The sequence below is a fragment of the Haloarcula hispanica ATCC 33960 genome (assembly GCF_000223905.1).
Taxonomy (GTDB): Archaea; Halobacteriota; Halobacteria; order Halobacteriales; family Haloarculaceae; genus Haloarcula; species Haloarcula hispanica.
Genome location: NC_015948.1, coordinates 163797 through 180447, shown reverse-complemented (window position 1 = coordinate 180447; position 16651 = coordinate 163797). Strand labels below are relative to the sequence as shown.

General features: G+C 65.1%; 21 protein-coding genes. 10 read left to right on the top strand and 11 right to left on the bottom strand.

The genetic code is table 11. The annotated features are described in order from the left end of the window. Nucleotides 1-25: 25 nt before the first annotated feature. Both thsB and HAH_RS00950 read right to left on the bottom strand, forming a co-directional pair. Nucleotides 26-1705, bottom strand: a complete 1680-nt coding sequence (gene thsB / locus HAH_RS00955) for a thermosome subunit beta (RefSeq protein WP_023843072.1) — start codon at nucleotides 1703-1705, stop codon at nucleotides 26-28. A 174-nt stretch (nucleotides 1706-1879) separates the two neighbouring features. Then, nucleotides 1880-2269, bottom strand: coding sequence for a DUF7383 domain-containing protein (locus HAH_RS00950; protein WP_014039212.1), 390 nt, complete (start codon nucleotides 2267-2269; stop codon nucleotides 1880-1882). 125 nt (nucleotides 2270-2394) lie between these two features. On the opposite strand from HAH_RS00950, the gene mutS reads away from it, so the two are divergent. After that, complete coding sequence (mutS, locus tag HAH_RS00945; RefSeq protein ID WP_023843071.1) at nucleotides 2395-5169, top strand: DNA mismatch repair protein MutS; 2775 nt, start codon at nucleotides 2395-2397, stop codon at nucleotides 5167-5169. Nucleotides 5170-5178: 9 nt separating this feature from the next. Here the strand turns inward: mutS and HAH_RS00940 are convergent, their stop codons facing one another. Continuing rightward, a complete protein-coding gene (locus tag HAH_RS00940) occupies nucleotides 5179-5895 on the bottom strand; it encodes a helix-turn-helix domain-containing protein (protein WP_023843070.1) in 717 nt (238 codons plus the stop codon). A gap of 120 nt (nucleotides 5896-6015) precedes the next feature. Between HAH_RS00940 and HAH_RS00935 the strand changes: the two genes are divergently transcribed. Beyond that, nucleotides 6016-6267, top strand: a complete 252-nt coding sequence (locus HAH_RS00935) for a HalOD1 output domain-containing protein (protein WP_014039209.1) — start codon at nucleotides 6016-6018, stop codon at nucleotides 6265-6267. Between the two features lie 84 nt (nucleotides 6268-6351). On the opposite strand, the gene nucS is transcribed toward HAH_RS00935, so the two are convergent. Further along, entirely contained in the window at nucleotides 6352-7071 is a 720-nt protein-coding gene (nucS, locus tag HAH_RS00930) for an endonuclease NucS (protein ID WP_014039208.1), read from the bottom strand. A gap of 9 nt (nucleotides 7072-7080) precedes the next feature. Then, nucleotides 7081-7518: a DUF6735 family protein gene (locus tag HAH_RS00925; RefSeq protein ID WP_014039207.1), complete on the bottom strand. Its 438-nt coding sequence runs from the start codon at nucleotides 7516-7518 to the stop codon at nucleotides 7081-7083. A gap of 166 nt (nucleotides 7519-7684) precedes the next feature. Between HAH_RS00925 and HAH_RS00920 the strand changes: the two genes are divergently transcribed. From HAH_RS00920 to HAH_RS00895, 7 genes are all read left to right on the top strand, one after another. After that, nucleotides 7685-7972 carry a zinc ribbon domain-containing protein gene (locus tag HAH_RS00920; RefSeq protein ID WP_004590026.1) on the top strand — a complete coding sequence of 96 codons (288 nt, stop codon included), beginning with the start codon at nucleotides 7685-7687 and terminating at the stop codon, nucleotides 7970-7972. A 107-nt stretch (nucleotides 7973-8079) separates the two neighbouring features. Then, nucleotides 8080-9375 (top strand): hypothetical protein, encoded by a 1296-nt coding sequence (locus tag HAH_RS00915; protein ID WP_014039206.1) that lies wholly within the window; start codon nucleotides 8080-8082, stop codon nucleotides 9373-9375. 30 nt (nucleotides 9376-9405) lie between these two features. Further along, entirely contained in the window at nucleotides 9406-10389 is a 984-nt protein-coding gene (locus HAH_RS00910; RefSeq protein ID WP_044951584.1) for a Gfo/Idh/MocA family protein, read from the top strand. A gap of 118 nt (nucleotides 10390-10507) precedes the next feature. Next, nucleotides 10508-11302: an aldo/keto reductase gene (locus HAH_RS00905; protein ID WP_044952113.1), complete on the top strand. Its 795-nt coding sequence runs from the start codon at nucleotides 10508-10510 to the stop codon at nucleotides 11300-11302. Between the two features lie 6 nt (nucleotides 11303-11308). Further along, entirely contained in the window at nucleotides 11309-11494 is a 186-nt protein-coding gene (locus tag HAH_RS00900) for a hypothetical protein (RefSeq protein WP_014039203.1), read from the top strand. 74 nt (nucleotides 11495-11568) lie between these two features. Further along, a complete protein-coding gene (locus HAH_RS19805; RefSeq protein WP_004516449.1) occupies nucleotides 11569-11706 on the top strand; it encodes a hypothetical protein in 138 nt (45 codons plus the stop codon). 172 nt (nucleotides 11707-11878) lie between these two features. Next, nucleotides 11879-12595 (top strand): type 1 glutamine amidotransferase, encoded by a 717-nt coding sequence (locus HAH_RS00895; RefSeq protein WP_014039202.1) that lies wholly within the window; start codon nucleotides 11879-11881, stop codon nucleotides 12593-12595. A gap of 23 nt (nucleotides 12596-12618) precedes the next feature. Here the strand turns inward: HAH_RS00895 and HAH_RS00890 are convergent, their stop codons facing one another. The 3 genes from HAH_RS00890 to HAH_RS00885 form a co-directional block, all read right to left on the bottom strand. Beyond that, on the bottom strand, nucleotides 12619-13086 hold the full coding sequence (locus tag HAH_RS00890; RefSeq protein WP_044951581.1) for a cupin domain-containing protein: 468 nt from the start codon (nucleotides 13084-13086) through the stop codon (nucleotides 12619-12621). 101 nt (nucleotides 13087-13187) lie between these two features. Beyond that, nucleotides 13188-13352, bottom strand: coding sequence for a DUF6757 family protein (locus HAH_RS19800; RefSeq protein WP_014039200.1), 165 nt, complete (start codon nucleotides 13350-13352; stop codon nucleotides 13188-13190). Nucleotides 13353-13406: 54 nt separating this feature from the next. Then, a complete protein-coding gene (locus HAH_RS00885; protein WP_014039199.1) occupies nucleotides 13407-14183 on the bottom strand; it encodes a PHP domain-containing protein in 777 nt (258 codons plus the stop codon). A gap of 146 nt (nucleotides 14184-14329) precedes the next feature. Here HAH_RS00885 and HAH_RS00880 point away from each other — a divergent pair, with 146 nt between their 5' ends. Next, nucleotides 14330-14617: a DUF5789 family protein gene (locus HAH_RS00880; protein ID WP_023843068.1), complete on the top strand. Its 288-nt coding sequence runs from the start codon at nucleotides 14330-14332 to the stop codon at nucleotides 14615-14617. A gap of 115 nt (nucleotides 14618-14732) precedes the next feature. Here the strand turns inward: HAH_RS00880 and HAH_RS00875 are convergent, their stop codons facing one another. From HAH_RS00875 to HAH_RS00865, 3 genes are all read right to left on the bottom strand, one after another. Then, nucleotides 14733-15143 (bottom strand): hypothetical protein, encoded by a 411-nt coding sequence (locus HAH_RS00875; protein ID WP_014039197.1) that lies wholly within the window; start codon nucleotides 15141-15143, stop codon nucleotides 14733-14735. Continuing rightward, on the bottom strand, nucleotides 15140-15826 hold the full coding sequence (locus HAH_RS00870) for an RAD55 family ATPase (RefSeq protein ID WP_044951579.1): 687 nt from the start codon (nucleotides 15824-15826) through the stop codon (nucleotides 15140-15142). Before HAH_RS00870 ends, HAH_RS00875 begins: the two co-directional genes overlap by 4 nt. A gap of 73 nt (nucleotides 15827-15899) precedes the next feature. Then, on the bottom strand, nucleotides 15900-16607 hold the full coding sequence (locus tag HAH_RS00865; protein WP_014039195.1) for an Nmad3 family putative nucleotide modification protein: 708 nt from the start codon (nucleotides 16605-16607) through the stop codon (nucleotides 15900-15902). Nucleotides 16608-16651 lie beyond the last annotated feature (44 nt).

Genomic DNA, 16651 nt, shown 5'->3' with positions numbered 1-16651 from the left:
GCCCTCACTTCGTTCGGCCCCTCGCTTACATCATGCCGCCCATACCGCCGCCCATGCCGCCCATACCGCCAGGGGCGCCACCGGGGCCGCCGGGGCCGCCTTCGTCGCCGCCGGAGGTCGAGAGCTCGCCGGCAGCGATGATGTCGTCGATCTTGAGGACCAGGTTCGCGGCCTCTGCAGCCGAGGAGACCGCCTGTCGCTTGGCGTGGGCTGGCTCAACGACGCCGGTGTCGAGCGTGTTCTCGACGTCACCGGAGAAGACGTTCAGGCCGGCGCTGACATCGCCGTCCTCGTGGGCGGCGCGCAGGTCGACGAGCGTGTCGATGCTGTCGAGACCAGCGTTCTCAGCGAGGGTGCGCGGGATGATCTCCAGCGCGTCGGCGAAAGACTCGATAGCGAGCTGTTCGCGGCCTTCGACGCTGTCGGCGTAGTCGCGGAGCCGGCGGGCGACTTCGACTTCAGGTGCGCCGCCGCCACCGAGGACGCTGCCGTTGGCAACCGTGGACGCGACGACATCGAGCGCGTCCGTGACGCCGCGTTCGAGTTCGTCGACGACGTGGTCGGTCGAACCACGGAGCAGGAGCGTGACGCCGTGGGCTCCGTCGCCGCTGCCCTCGACGTAGAACAGGCCTTCGGCGTCGTCGCGGGTGACAGAGCCGTGACCCAGGTCTTCCGCGCTCGCGGAGTCGAGATCGGAGACGATGCGGGCACCCAGAACCTCTTTGAGGAACTCGATGTCGGACTTCTTGGCGCGGCGGACGGCCAGAATACCCTTCTCGGCGAGGTAGTGCTGGGCCATGTCGTCGATGCCCTTCTGGCAGAAGACGACATCAGCGCCGGTGTCGGCGATCTGGTCGACCATCCCCTTGAGCTGCTCTTCTTCCTTGTCGAGGAAGTTCTGGAGCTGGCTCGGGTCGTCGACGGAGAGCTGCGCGTCGACTTCGGTCTCGTCGAGTTCGATGGCCGTGTCGACGAGGAGGACGTCGGCGTCCTCTGCCTCGGTTGCCATCTCTTCGTGGACCGGGTCCTTGTCGATGACTGCGCCTTCGAGGAGTTCGGAGTTGCCGGCGGAGCTGCCGGTCTGGGTCTCGATGTTGAGGTACTCGAGGTCGGCAATGACGGAGCCGTCCTCGGCCTCGACGGTCACGGCGTTGACCGCGTCGACGATGAGCTGGGCGAGTAGCTCCTTGTTGAGCTCCGCGCCCTTGCCCGTCATCGAGGTTTCGGCGACCTTCTTCAGCAGTTCCTCGTCGTCGGGGTCGACTTCCGTGGCGATATCCGCGATTTCGTCCTTGGCCTGCGTGGCGGCCATGTCGAACCCTTTGATGATCGCCGTCGGGTGGATGTCCTGTTCGAGGAGGTCCTCGGCGTTCTTGAGGAGTTCGCCTGCGATGGCGACGGCAGAGGTGGTGCCGTCACCGGCCTCGTCTTCCTGTGTCTCGGCAACCTCGACGATCATCGAGGCTGTCGGGTTGTCGATGTCCATCTCCGAGAGGATGGTGACGCCGTCGTTCGTGACGGTCACGTCGCCCATCGAGGAGACGAGCATCTTGTCCATCCCCTTCGGGCCGAGCGTCGAGCGTACTGACTCGGCGACCGCGCGAGCGGCCGAGATGTTGTGTTCCTGTGCAGACTTGTCCTTCATCCGCTGGGAGTCCTCTCCCAGGATGATCATCGGCTGGCCCTGCATCTGGCGTTGGCTCATAATCAAGCGAAGATTGCATGTGGTTCTATATAAAAGTATGGGTTATGGGACGTTCGTCGGTCACCCGTTGAGACAGCCAGAACAGGTGAAACCACCAGACAGAGGGAGTACGGTCCGTCGGTAATGGTAGCTGTTGGCACGCCCCATCAAGCGAGCGACGACCTGTTTATATATTCACTCGACGGGTTCCGTCCAGTGGACCGTGACCGACCCGACGACGAAGGCGTCCTTCGAGTCGGTGTCCCGTCGGAACTGGATCGTGTTCTTGCCGAGGTGCAGTCGCTCGGGCGCAATCGTGTCCATCCAGAGCTGCCACCCCTCGCCAGGCGCGATGTCGAACCCCGACAGCGCCTCGCCGTTGACCACGATCTCGTGGTCAAAGTCCTCGACGTCGAACACCTGCATCTGCACGTACGGGTCATCCGGTGACGAGGTGGGGATGTCGAAGGAAACCGGATCGGTCGAATCACCGGTGTACTCGGCCCAGGGAACGTCGAGCGAGTCCGCCGACGGGCCGAGGAGCTGCTGGAACTGACAGAGCGCGTAGTTGGCACGACGTGACATACGGGTTACGTCTCCCGGGCGGTATAAAAATCAGTGGTCAGTTGCGGTCGCAGTGTCACCCAGAGCGAACAGAGCACGCACAGGAGAGCGGAGCGCCTATGAGTGGCCGGCTGTTGCCCATCGGTATGGACGCTGCGCTTGGCCCGCCAGAGAAGATGGCCGAGCTCGAGGAGGACCTGACGCCGATGATGGCACAGTACTACGAGCTGTGCCGGCAGTACGACGACGCCCTGGTCCTCTTTCAGGTCGGGGACTTCTACGAGGCCTTCTGTGCGGCCGCACAGCGGGTCGCCCGGCTGTGTGAGATCACGCTGACCCAGCGCGAGGACTCGACCGGCGAGTACCCGATGGCCGGCATCCCCATCGACAACGCCGAGTCCTACGTCGAGACGCTGCTGGACGCGGGCTACCGGGTCGCCATCGCCGACCAGGTCGAGGACCCCGACGAGGTCAGCGGCGTGGTCGAGCGGGCGGTGACGCGAATCGTCACCCCCGGCACACTCACGGAGAGCGAACTGCTGGGCGGGGCGGACAACAACTACGTCGCCGCCCTGACCGCTGGCGAGCGATACGGGCTGGCGCTACTGGATATCTCGACCGGCGACTGCTACGCGACCAGTGTCGGCTCGGAAAGCGCCGTCGCCGACGAACTCAGCCGGTTCGGCCCGGCGGAAGCCATCGTCGGGCCGGAGGTCGACGTGGATCGGGACGCCGTGTTCGGTCCGGCCTGTCTGGTGACGCGCTACGACGCGGCCGCCTTCGACCGGGAGCGCGCCGAGGACCGCGTGGGGCAGTACTTCGGCCCGCCGGAGCGCCTGCTCGCCGGCGACGCGGAAATCCGGGCCTGTGGCGGCCTGCTGGCCTACGCTGAGTACACCCGCGGCAGCAGCGGCGCGGTCGGCCCCGACGGCGAACCGGTCGACGCGGACGTGGACCCCGCCGGCACGCTCGACTACCTCAACCATCTCACGCGGTACGACCCGCGGGAGTACATGCTGCTCGACGCCGTCGCCGTCGAGAGCCTCGAACTGTTCGAACGGCGCTCGGTCCGGGGCCACGAGAACCGGACGCTCGTCGATACAGTCGACGAGACGGCGTGTGCCCTGGGGCGGCGGAAACTGACCGACTGGCTCCGGCGACCGCTGCTCGATGCGGACCGCATCGAGGCCCGCCACGGCGCGGTCGCGGAACTCCAGCGCGACCCGGCGACCCGCGAAGGGCTCTCGGACCTGCTCGCGGACGTGTACGACCTCGAACGGCTCATCTCGCGTGTCTCTCGCGGCCGGGCGAACGCCCGTGACCTCCGGTCGCTGGCCGCCACACTGTCGGTCGTGCCGGACATCCGGGACCATCTGGCCGACGCCGACGCCCGGCTGCTCGCGGACCTGCACGCCACGCTGGACCCGCTGGTCGACACCCGCGAGGAAATCGAGGCAGCGATCCGCCCGGACCCGCCACAGCAGGTGACCGAGGGCGGCGTCATCCGCGAGGGCTACGACGAGGAACTGGACCGGCTGCGCTCGACCGAACAGTCGGGCAAGCAGTGGATCGACGACCTCGAAGCCAGCGAGCGCGAGCGCACCGGCATCGACTCGCTGAAGGTGGGCCACACCTCGGTGCACGGCTACTACATCGAGGTGACGAACGCCAACCTCGACGCCGTGCCCGCGGACTACCAGCGCCGCCAGACGCTGAAAAACAGCGAGCGCTACTACACGCCGGAACTCAAGGAGCGCGAGGACGAGATTCTGCGCGCCGAGAGCGCGGCCGACGACCTGGAGTACGACCTGTTCTGTGCGGTCCGGGACGAGGTGGCCGACGAGGCCGAGCGCGTGCAGGCGCTTGCCGACCGTCTCGCCCGCCTGGACGTGCTGGTCTCCTTCGCCGAGGTTGCGGCGCAGTACGACTACTGCCGGCCGACCGTCGGCGGCGACGGCATCGACATCACCGCCGGCCGCCATCCGGTCGTCGAGCGGACCGAGGACGCCTTCGTCCCCAACGACACGCATCTCGGGAGCGGGCCAGTCCGAGCGAGCAGAGACGGAAGCGACGACGGTGTCACCGCGGACGATATACAGCCCTTCCTCGCCGTCGTCACGGGACCGAACATGAGCGGGAAATCGACGTACATGCGCCAGGTCGCGCTGATCTGCCTGCTCGCACAGGCGGGGAGCTTCGTCCCCGCGAAGGCGGCCGACCTCCCGATTCTCGACCGAGTGTTCACCCGCGTCGGGGCCAGCGACGACATCGCCGGCGGCCGCTCGACGTTCATGATCGAGATGACCGAACTGGCGACGATTCTGGACGCAGCGACCGAAGACTCGCTAGTCCTGCTGGACGAGGTCGGCCGCGGCACGTCGACGGCCGACGGGCTGGCTATCGCCCGCGCCGTCACCGAGCATCTCCACGACGAGGTGGGCGCGTACACGCTGTTCGCGACCCACCACCACGACCTGACGGCCGTCGCCGCGGCGCTGCCCGGCGCGACCAACCGCCACTTCGAGACCAGCCGCAAGGACGACGACGTGCGCTTCGACCACGAACTCGCACCCGGTCCCGCGGCGGCCTCCTACGGCGTCGAAGTGGCGAGCATGGCCGGCGTCCCCGAATCCGTCGTCGAACGGTCGCGGGACCTCCTGACAGATGCCGAGACGGCTGACTCCGACACGGATTCCGCCGCCGCGGAGATAGGACCGACGGAAAACGGAACAGCGGTGGCCCCGGCCAGCGAGGGTGGAGCGGACGGCCACACACAGGAGGCGCTTCGGACGAACGGGTCGACTCCCGAGGCCGAACTGCCGGCGGGCGTGGCAGCGCAACTGGCGTCGCTGGATGTGGCGACGATGACGCCCATCGAGGCGATGAACGCGCTCGCGGACCTGCAGGACCGACTTGAATAACAGCCGCGATCAGCTATCGCTGGCAGTGGCCCGTTCGTCGTGCGGGCAGGCGAACATCGTCGCGACGAGTTTCTGTTCGGCGGCCCGCAAGTGCTTGTGCAGCGTTGGCTCCGAGATGTCGAGGAGTTCAGCTAAGTCCGCGGCCGTCGCCCCGCGGGGCCAGTTGTAGTACCCCGCTTCGTGGGCCGTCGCGAGAACCTCCTGCTGTCGGTCGGTCAGTGGCTCGGTGTGGGACGCGTAGTTCTGGAACCCGAACAGCGGCACGATGGACTCGCGCTGTTTCTTCGCCGCGAGTTCGGCATCCGAGTGGGCCGTCAGGAACGAATCGATAACCGCGGCCGTATCGGTTTGGCTCGGGACATCGGCTACGATAGTCCCCTGTCCATCGACGCTCCGGGCGGTCTGTGGTACTGCCCCGGCGTCCGCAAGCGAGACAACGGGACAGTTGTCCCGCACGTTGATTTCGACGAGCCCACCGTCGCTGGTGCACTCAATCACCCGCGCCGTACCGCCGTTTTCGTCCTCAATGCGTTCGACAAGCCGGCCGGGGCGAGCACCCTCGACCGAAAAAAACTCGGCGTACGTGTCGTCTGTCTGGGGGAGACATTTTTCGAGAATCACGGAACACGATTCGGCTGCAGACACCGAGACGAAGGGATACGACCCATCAGAGAGGGCAAACTCCACGCGGGTGACCGCCCGGCCGTTACCAGACTGTTGGGACATAGGTAAATGCAATCAGCATACTGTGAAGAGTGTTGGCATATATCGTGTTTCGGCGTTTACTATGCTAGCCACACTGAACTTTACATCTACAAGACAAATACAACATGAGGTCAGAGAACCGTGTCCGGAATATCACCAACCGTTATAGAAGTCCACGGCGCCGACCAGTCCATCGTCACGGCAGTCGTTCGCGCTGTCGCGACCGCGGAGAGACGGCCGGTCGAGACACTCCCTCCACTGGCCGACAGTATCAATCCGGATGCACTGACGACGTGCATCGCTGATTCGAACACCGACGGTCATGTGGCGTTCGACTACAGCGGCTACCGCGTGGTCGTTGACACCGATGGAACGGTTACTGTAGACGGATAACTGCGTCATCCAACCGTGTGACGACAGCGGCAGTCAGTACGGGCGCGAGACTGACAGCTCCCAGAGAAGAGGAGAAAATAGCGGTTATGGCGGCTCGAGCGAGACGAACTCCAGCCCTTTCTCGGCGAGCAACTGACGCGCTCGGTCGGTCACCGACGGAGCGACGAGGATACCTCGGACCTCGGTGTCGGCGTGCAGGTCGCGCTCCAGGGCATCGACGTACCGACCCAGTTGGCCGACGGCGTCGGGACCCACGCGCCGGCGCTTGAGTTCGAGTATCGTCGTCCGGCCGTCGGCGTCCTCGCCGTAGATGTCGACCGCGCCGGCGGGGGTCTCGCGTTCGGTCGCAAGCGGCGTAAAGCCCGACTCCACCAGCGCCGGCTCGTCGAGGATGCGGTCTTTCAGATCGGCCTCCGTGCCGGTGAGTGCGAGGTCCTTGGAGTCGGTCACGTCGAAGGCGGCGGCGTGGGCGACCGTTTCAAAGGCCACTTCGAGCGACTCCTCGGGGGTCGACCGCGTGGAGCGGACGACCAGCGAGCCGTCGTCGACGCTGATGCTGTGCTCACAGCCCGGCGGCTGCCAGTTCACCGGCTGTTGGCCCTCGTCGGTGTGGACCAGCGCGGCCCCGTCGGGCTTGAGCATCACATGGCGGTCACCGAGCCCCAGCGAACTGGCCGCTCGGCCCTCGTACTCGACCGTACAGGTGCCGACAAGCGTCACCAGCGCGCCGCGGTCGGCGTTGCGCGACGCGAGGTCCAGCGCGTCAGCGGGGTCGGGGTAGGTCAGCGTCTCGACGGCGGTCACGGGTGGCGGTTAGCGGTCCCCGCGTAAAAAGGACGCGTCGTCGGGGCAGTGGACGGACGAAGCGTGGTTTCGGAGCGACGCGAGTAGGGCGCACCGAACAGTTGTCGGGTCGCAGCCGTTGCTATCGAGAGCGCGACAGGCCTCGTCCTTGCGCCCGACCCACCACGTCCGGAACGCATCCGGGTCGGCAGTGCGGGCCAGAACGATATCGTCGAGGTCCGACAGCGTCGGATCGAGCCAGCAAACGGTGTAGGTCCGGACCGACCCGTCAAGCACGACCAACCGGTCGTGGGTAGCATCGATGGCAGCGAGAACAGCCGACGCCGTCCAGTCGTTCCCCAGCGGCCGGGACTGGGCGATGGGGTCGGCGTCGACGCCCCAGTGTGCGATGCGGCAGTCGTAGCGGCCGTCGGGACGGGTGACAGCGACGAGCGTTCGACGACCCATCAGGGACCACCGAGCGTGTAAGCGGGCATGGGGTTCCGTGGCTCCGTGGTCCTATTTGAACGCTGGCCTACAGGATCCCTATCGAGTGCCCGCCAGCGTAACCGAAACCACCGACCATTGGTAACCCAGCACAACCCTCAAGTAGTACGTTCACGTATCATTACATATGATGGTGAGCGAGTGGCTCTACGGCGCTATCGCGCTTCTCGTGGGGCTCCATGTCCTGACCATGCTGTATGCGTACCGGCACCGGGGTGACCCCGCCGGTGCGACCGGGCAGGGCGATACCGAAGGGCGCCGTGGCAGCGCCACCGACGACAGCACTGAATCCATCGACTGTCCCCACTGCGGGGCGAGGAACGAGCAGGACTACCAGTTCTGCCGGCAGTGCGTCGCCGACCTGACGAGCGGGAGCCCGCAGCGTCAGCCGACGGACCGAAGCCAGCCGTACTGACCGTTTACAAGGCCGGGGTCGAATCAACCGGATTGAGCGCTGCTGTCGGCCAAAGTATTTATTTCTCCGAATATATATTTGAATATACTGACGAACGGGGGTAGACTGTGGAAACCGTTATCGACGTACGCTCCTCGGGTCGACCGGAGATATTCGAGCGGGCGAACACCGACGGGCTGTTCGGACGCACACGCCGGCTCGAGCAGCCGCTGGGGCAGTATCTACGGGCGGCAGAGACGCCACGATATCTCGCGTACAACGACCGGTCCGGCGTCGTCGCTGGCCGGGGAAACGATAAGTCGCTCACGCCGGCCGGCGACTACCGCGCGTATCTGCTTGCAACGAACATCCGGGTCGTGTTCGTCGTCGGCGACGACAACGGCGACCGGACCATTTCGCTCCCTTGCGAAGACATTGTGGCCGTACACTGTCAGTCGGGGCTCCGTACGTCGACACTCGAAATCGTCACCGTCGACGAAGACCGCTGGGCGTTCGAATGCAAGGGCGATCTAGCGCCAGTACGGACGTTCATCGACGAAGCCACACAGGTCTGGACCCGTACGCTGACCGAGCTTGACCGGGCAGAATCTCAGGTCGAGGCTGCAACGGCGGCACTGGAGGCGGCGAACCCCGACACAGCAGCCACGCACATCACGGCCGCACAGGAGGCACTCGATAGCGGACGGGAACGGGTCGAATCGCTGGGGGAGGGGGCGACAGCGACCATCGATGCACGCCTCCAGTCAACGCAAGCACAGATCGACACCAGCCAGCGCCGACGGCACGTCAGGGCGGCCGAGGAGCACCGCGACGCGGCCCGGCACGCGTGGGAGGACCGGGCGTACGAGCGGGCCGCGGATGCGTACGCACAGGCCAGCGTCGAGTACGAACGAGCACTGGCGGTAACGGCACCGGAGCCGTCGGCAGAAGCCATCACGGACGCACGGGACGCAGTCGAGGCGGAATACGCCGAACTCCTGTCGGCCCCGGTCGACGCGGCACAGGCGGCTGCGGGCGCGGCCAGAGCCGCGACGGACCCGGCAGCGCGGGCCACACATTGGGAAGCCGCCCTCGACCGATACCGGACGGCGTACGAACTGGACTGGGGTCGTGACCGCCGCTTCGACGGCGACCGGGCGTCGCTCCGACAGGCGCTCGCGGACATCGCCGTCGAACTGGTCGATGCACACCGTGAAGCGGGGCAAGAGGCGCTGCGTGAGGGCAGCGACGAGTCAAAGCGAGAGAGTGCCGGGGCCGCGTGTGACGGTGCGGCGGCCCACTTCGAGCGCGCACGCGAGGTGGCCGCCGAACTCGTGCCCGACAGACGCGAGCCGCCAGCGGACGGACTGGCCGCCGTATCCGAACAGGAAGTCAGCGTCGAGTCAGAAGCGAAAGGTCGGTAATTGTTTATCAACGGAGAGTCGGGTATCGGTATGCGCTTTGGCATTATTTCGACGGCGAAAATCGCACGCAAGGACGTGATTCCGGGCATCCAGAAGTCGGACCACACGGTCGCGGCGATCAGCTCCAGAACCCGGGACCGTGCCAGCGAGGTCGCCGGGGCCCTCGATATAGACAGTGCCTTCGGCGACTACGAGACGATGTTCGCCGAGGCGGATATCGACGCGGTGTACAACCCGCTTCCGAACGCGCTCCACGCCGAGTGGAGCCAGCGGGCCGCCGACCACGGGCTCGACGTGCTCTGTGAGAAGCCACTGACCGTCGACACTGCCGGGGCAGTGGACCTCTTCGACTACTGTGCCGAACAGGGCGTCACGCTGATGGAGGCGTTCATGTATCAGTTCCACCCGCGGACCCGGCGGGCAAGGGAAATCGTCAAAAACGAACTTGGCGAGGTACACACCGTCGACGCGTCGTTCAAGTTCTCGCTCGGCGACGCCAGTAACATCCGGCTGGACCCGGAACTGGCCGGCGGGAGCCTGATGGACGTGGGCTGTTACGCCGTCAGCGCGGCCCGGGGCTTCCTCGGCGAGCCGGACCGGGCGTTTGCCCATGCCCGGGATTCCCGGGACAGCGGTGTGGACACGAACCTCAGTGGCATCCTCTCGTACGACGACGGAGGGGTCGCCTCGGTTTCCTGCGGGTTCGACGGACCGAGACGGGAGTACTACCGGGTCGAGACCGACGACGGCTGGCTCGAAGCGCCGAACTGCTTCGGCCCGGAACACGACGAGTCAGTCTCGCTGACGTACAGCGTCGACGGCCGCGAGGTCACAGAGACGTTCGACCCGGTGGACCACTATCAGTTGCAGGTCGAGGCGTTCGCGGACGCCGTCGAGAACGGCGAAGCGCCGCCGATTGACCGCGCCGAGACGCTGGGGAACATGCGCGCCATGGACGCGCTGGCCCGGAGCGCGGACACCGGCCAGCCGGTCGACATCGCCAGTCCCGAGTGAAACGTAAATCGGGCGTGTGCCACGACACGACGAGCGCGAAACGGTTTTGACTGCGGCGGATGAGGCACGTACTGTGACACCCCCAACAGTGACGCTTCCGAGTGGCGACGAACTGCCGATGGTCGGCGTCGGGACGTGGGACATCGACGGCGACACCGTACAGGAGTCCGTTCGAGCGGGGCTCGATGCGGGCTACGCCCACGTCGACACCGCCGAAGGCTACCGGAACGAGGCCGAAATCGGCGAGGCCCTGGCCGACTACGACCGCGAGGACGTGTTCCTCACGTCGAAGGTGCTGCCCAAGCACCTCGATTACGAGTCCGTCATCGAGGCCTGCGAGGCGTCGCTCGACCGCCTCGGGACTGACTACCTCGACCTGTATCTCGTCCACTGGCCAAACCCCGCGACTTCCATCCGCGAGACGATGAACGCGATGGCGACGCTCCACGACCAGGGGAAGATCCGCAACGTCGGCGTCTCGAACTTCAGCGCGTACCAGCTCGGGGCCGCTCAGCACGTCGCCGACGTGCCCATCGCCGTCAACCAGATCGAGTACCACCCCTGGAACACCCAGGACCAAGTCGTCGAGTTCTGCCGCGACACTGACACCGTCGTCGAGGCGGCCGCGCCGCTGGGTCGGACCGAGGTGTTCGCCGACGACGTGATTCAGGAGTTAGCCGGGGAATACGACAAGTCGCCGGCCCAGATTATCCTGAAGTGGGCGGTCGAGAACGACGTGGTGGTGCTACCGAAGTCTTCCTCTCCCGAGCACGTCCGCCAGAACCTCGCGTTGTTCGACTGGGAACTCGACGCCGCCGACCGCGAGCGAATCGATGCCATCGAACGCGAGCAGGCGGTCTACGACACCGGCGTCAACGACTGGGACAACGATACTTACGGCATTTCACAGTAGTCCCAGATGGTCGATCCGCCCGCACTGGACCGCTGGGACGCCGCAGCCGCGGCAAGCATCGCCGTTTTGCTTGTCGTGGCGTACGTTCTGATTCCCGACCCAACAGTCCAGTACGGGACGTGGCTGGTCATATTCTGCGTCTGGATGGCCTGGTTCGTCTCTTTCGGTGCCAGATGGTTATACGGCCCCTAGAGAGGGTCGTTGAAGCTTTTACTCGATTCCGTGTCAGCGGAGATTTATTTACTCCCGCTCTCTATACACACTCGATGCCCCGTATCGAAGTCTCGGAAAACCTGTACCGGCAGATCGAGAGCGAAGCCAACAACGACGACTTCAACGACACGCTGTGGAAGATGGTGGGCTCCTATCGGCGGACGAACAACCCGGAAGCGGACCAGACGTAAACGCACGTATCGCAGTCGTCGACGCCCCGTAGCGAGACAGTTCCGAATGGCCAGTTATCTCCGATAGCCGCTGTACCCGCGCCTGCTTCGACGCCGGTGTCCCGTCACTGTGAGCGGCAATCACTACCGTCAGTACGTACGTTTTTACCGTTTGAGCCGCTGCATACTGGTAATGAGGCCACGGATCGCCCTACTGAACGCGGCCCACGACGGCGATGACAACCGCCGGAACTTCCGGCGGGAACTCGACGCCGACCTCGTGGAATACGACGTGACCGAACGCGAACTGCCCGACACCTTCGCGTTCGACGGCTGTCTGGTCACGGGCAGCCGCGCGTCCGTCTACTGGGACGAGCCCTGGATACGGGACCTCGAATCCTGGGTGACCGACGCGGTCGACCGCGACATCGCGTTCCTGGGCGTCTGTTTCGGCCACCAACTGCTGGCGCACGCGCTCGGCGGGACCGTCGAGGCGATGGACGAGTACGAGATCGGCTACCGAACCGTCGAACACGACGGCGAGAACGAACTGCTCGCCGGCGTCGACGAGTCGTTTACCGTCTTCACGACGCATTCGGACCGTGTCGCCGAGGTGCCGCCGGGTTCGACCACGTTCGCCGAGAACGACTACGGCGTCCACGGGTTCCGGAAAGAGAACGTCTTCTCGGTGCAGTTCCACCCCGAGTACGACCCCGAGACGGCCGAGACGGTGACGAAAGGCAAGGACGAGCAACTCTCCGACGAGCGCATCGAGGCGGTGCTGGACGGCGTCACGGAGGAGAACTACCGCGCCGCCTGCGAGGCCAAGCGACTGTTCGACAACTTCACCGAGTTCGCCGCGCGTCAGACTGGTGACGCGACCGGCACCGCCGCTGCTTCCGATGACTAAGCCGTCGAAGTACCTTCTGACGGTCAGGTGAACCGGCCGGTCTCGGCGTCACATTCCTCACAGCGTGTCACCAGCGCGTCCCGGTCGTCCGTCATCTCGACGTAGTTGTGCGTGCGACCGCCACACTCCTCGCAGTGCCGAAGCATGTCCGTGTCGCCCATCTCCTGTGGCGCGCCGAGCGCAAGCGCAACGACGCGCTCGTCGCCCTCGTTGTGGCCGCGTTGCCACTCACCGGGGGCAAAGCGGATGGCCTCACCGGCTCCGACGCGCACGTCGCCGTCCTCCGTCTCGAACGTCGCTGTGCCCGACTGGACGAGAAACACCTCCTCCTGGTCAGGGTGGCGGTGGTAGCCGAAGCCGAAGGACTCGCCCGGTGCCAGTTCGTAGTAGTTCAGCGCGATGGCGTCGGTGCCGAGCGGCCCGGCGAGCGCCCGCTTGACCGACGCCGGCCCCATTCGCGACTCGACGGCGTCGAGACTGACTTTCTCCATAGTTGCCATGTACAGCGGACAGTCCTTAACCGTTAGTCAGGGCGAGTCACATCGGTGCCACTGGGGCACGCCACGGCAGAAGCAGCAAAACGGAGCGTCGGTCACTCGCGTCGGTCGATGTCGAGTTCTTCGTCGAGGTCTTCGAGCCAGTCGGCGTCTTCCAGTTCCGCCATCTGTTCACGGAAATGCGTCTTGCAGACACCGACCTTGATGCCGTCGCTCTCGACGGCGATGTCGGCTTCACGGTCGCAGTAGTGACACTGCATACCTGAATAGTAGCCCCGGACGACATTGAACCCTCGGGTTCCGTCTGCCGGTTGTCAGACGCTGAGCGCTGTTTCGACCCTGCCCCAGGCGGCGGCGTCCAGACCGGTGTCACCCAGCGTCTCGCCGTGAGCGTCGCTGCCGCCCGTCGGCACGAGGTCGTATCGCTCGATAGCGTCGTCGACGAGGCTGTCGTCGACCGTACGTCCGTAGGGGTACCACCGTTCGACGGCATCGAGCGACGCACACTTGGACAGCGCGGCCGCCGTATCAGGGTATCTGAACGGATGGGCGAGGCCGACCAGTCCACACGCCTCCGAGAGGACTGCACAGCCGCGCTCGAAGGACGGGACCTCCCGGGAGACGTAACAGGGACAGTCGTCGCCAATTAGCTCGTCGAATGCGGACTGGAAGGTGTGATCCGACACCTCGGCGATCCCGTGGGCGATGTGGGGGCGACCCAGGCCGTCACGCGGTTCGACGGGGAGCGAGACGCCCAACCGGTCCTCGACACACTCGATGATGCGCGCGCCGCGCTCTCGGCGGTTCCGCTGGATGCGCTCACACTCGGCCCGGAGTTCGTCGGTCGGGTCGACGCCGTAGCCCAGCAGGTCCAGTCGCTGGGTCCCGGTTTCGACGCGGAGTTCGATGCCGTGGAGCAGCGTCACGCCGTCCCGGTCGGTAACGGGGCTGTCGAGTGCAGGCTGGAGTCGGTCGTGGTCCGTGAGGGCGACGACCTCGACGCCCGCTCGTCTCGCGGCGGCCGGGACCTCGTCGAAGGAGAGCGTCCCGTCGGAGCGGGTCGTGTGTACGTGCAAGTCAGCGACGACCATACAACACCCACAATCCCCAGCAGCAAGCCGCTTCTGGTCGAGCCATGTGTCGTGGGCACACGAAACGTGAGTTCCTTATACGCATTAATGGATATTATGATTATCTATAGTGAAGGTTTATTATCGACCATGAACTTTCGACACATATGCGAATGCTAAGCAACGCGACGGACGCCTTCCAATCGTATGACTACCCGGTTTCCGCCGAAGAGATCATCGAGGGCGACGGCGACATGGAGCTAGAACTGCCAAACGGCACCGAACGGCTGGGCGACGCGCTGAGCCGGTCGGCCCCGGAAACCTTCGAGAGCGCGGAAGACGCCGAGTTCGCGGCGTTCGCGGGCGTGTCGAGCAAGGCCATCGGCCGAAAGGGCTACTCCGACCGCGACCCGGTCTGCATGGGCGAAGACGGGCCGGACCAAGTCTCCTTCTAACGGCCCAGCACTACCTGCGGCCACCCCAGCTCTGGACGGGTTTCCCGTCTCCTTCGTTTTTACACGGGCGAGCAGCAGCGCTATCGCTGTCGGTGAGTGCACACACTGGAGCCAGCTACCTGTCGAGAAAGTCCGGTCTGTCGACGGCGTCAGTGCTGTCGATCGACTGCCTGTCGAGCAGTTCCGAGGAGTCGAGCGCCGACGGCAGACCGTCGCGGCCGCTGGTCGGCACGTCGTCTTCGTCGATGTACGTCTTCTCGCCGTTGATCAGGTCGGCCCAGAGGGCGTCCCGGTCGGCGTTGGTCGTCTCCGCCGCTTCCTTCGCTTCGTTGCGGCCTTCGTCGTACGCGAGTTCGACCATGCTCTTGTGGTACGCCGAGTTCATCTCGGCGTAGATGGCTTCGAGTTCCTCGCGGTTGTACTCCCCGAGGCGCTCGGCAACGCCGATGGCGTAGGCCCGGTCGGTCGCCTCGTCCTTGTCGAGGGTCTCCCAGTCGGTCCCGAACTCGCGCTCGTAGCGGCTCATGTCTCCACTTTCCGGTCGGCGTGGACCTGCAGTCCGGCGTCAGAGAAGGATATCTCCCGAATGTCACAGTCGATGGCAGTGCCTCGCATCTTGATAACCTGGACGCCGCGGGTCATGCTCCCGTTTTCGAGGAAGTTGTGGAAGAAGACGACGCCGTGTGCGAGGTAGTGTTCGTCGCTGTAGGAGGACGGGTCGGTCATCTCAGAGATGAGCAGCGTCGTCGCGTCCGTCTGTTTCAGCGCGGAGAGAAAGCCCGTGATCTCGTCTTCGACGTCGTTCATGAAATGCTGCAACAGCATCGTCGAGTCGATGACGACCCGCTGGATGTCGTTCTGTCTGATATAAGCGACGAGGCGGTTCGTCAGGCCGCCCTCGCTGCCGAACTGCGTGATAGTTCGCTTTCCGCTCTCGGTGACGAGGTTGAGGAACTGGATGGCGTCGGACTGCATGGCCCGGTCGAACCCGAACTCGTAGCCAGCCATGTCCTGCATCAACTCCGTCTTGGTCTCGTGCATCGTCACGTACAGGCACGTCTCGCCCTCTTTGACGCCCTGTGTAATGAACTGTGAGCAGAAAGTAGTCTTCCCGCTGCCCGGCGGGCCGCTGACCACATAAAGACGATTCGGGAGTAGCCCCCCCTCAATGAGTTCGTCGAAGCCGGGGACCCCACTAGAGAGACGCATATCAGCTACCTGAGTCCGTCTGGACATATGCTTTCACATTCTATTTTCACCGGTGATAACTCATTCGGCTGCCTCAGCGTTCGAGGGCGCTGGGGTGGCTATCAGCCAGTTCGAGCAGTCGCTCCGTGCCAGCCTCGTCGAACCGCATCGGCCGTCGCCACCACGGCCCCTTCCCCGAGTCGGACGACAGTTCGGTGACCAGTTCGTTCGCGTCGGTGCCGCCGCTCGGTGCCGACAGCGGGACGACCGTGTCGTACAGTCGTGACTCGTCAGTGTTGCCGCGAATGAGAACGCGAGCGTCGAAGGGGTCGCGTTTCACATGGGCGTTCGAGGCGAACTGTGCCTGTTCCTCGGACGGGAGGTCCCGGTACTCGTCGCCGGTCACCGCGTCACGAGCGAGTTGGAAGTGACCGATGACGTGGGCACCCCACTTCGGCGACGCCCAGGCCGAACGCTTGTCGGCCATCGACAGCGTCGCGTAGAAGAACAGGTAGTCACCGGCCGACAGCTCCGAGAGCGGGCCGGCCTTCACGCCGTGTTCGTCGCCGTACGTGTAGCGCTCGCCGCCGGCCTCGGGAAACTCCGGGTCGAAGTGGACCGGCTGGTCGGCCACCGCAGAAACGTCGGTCCGCAGGTCGAGGTCGCCGTAGGTCGGCACTGGCTCGCTGGTCGGTTTCGATTCGGGAATGGGAATATACTCGAAGGTGCCGTCGGAGAACAGTGGCCCGCGAAAGCCGGGCTCGTTCGTGTTCGCTCCGACGTTGATGGCGACGCTTCGCATACCAGGGGTTCGGTCGGTGCGGCAAAAGGACTGCCGGCGTGGCC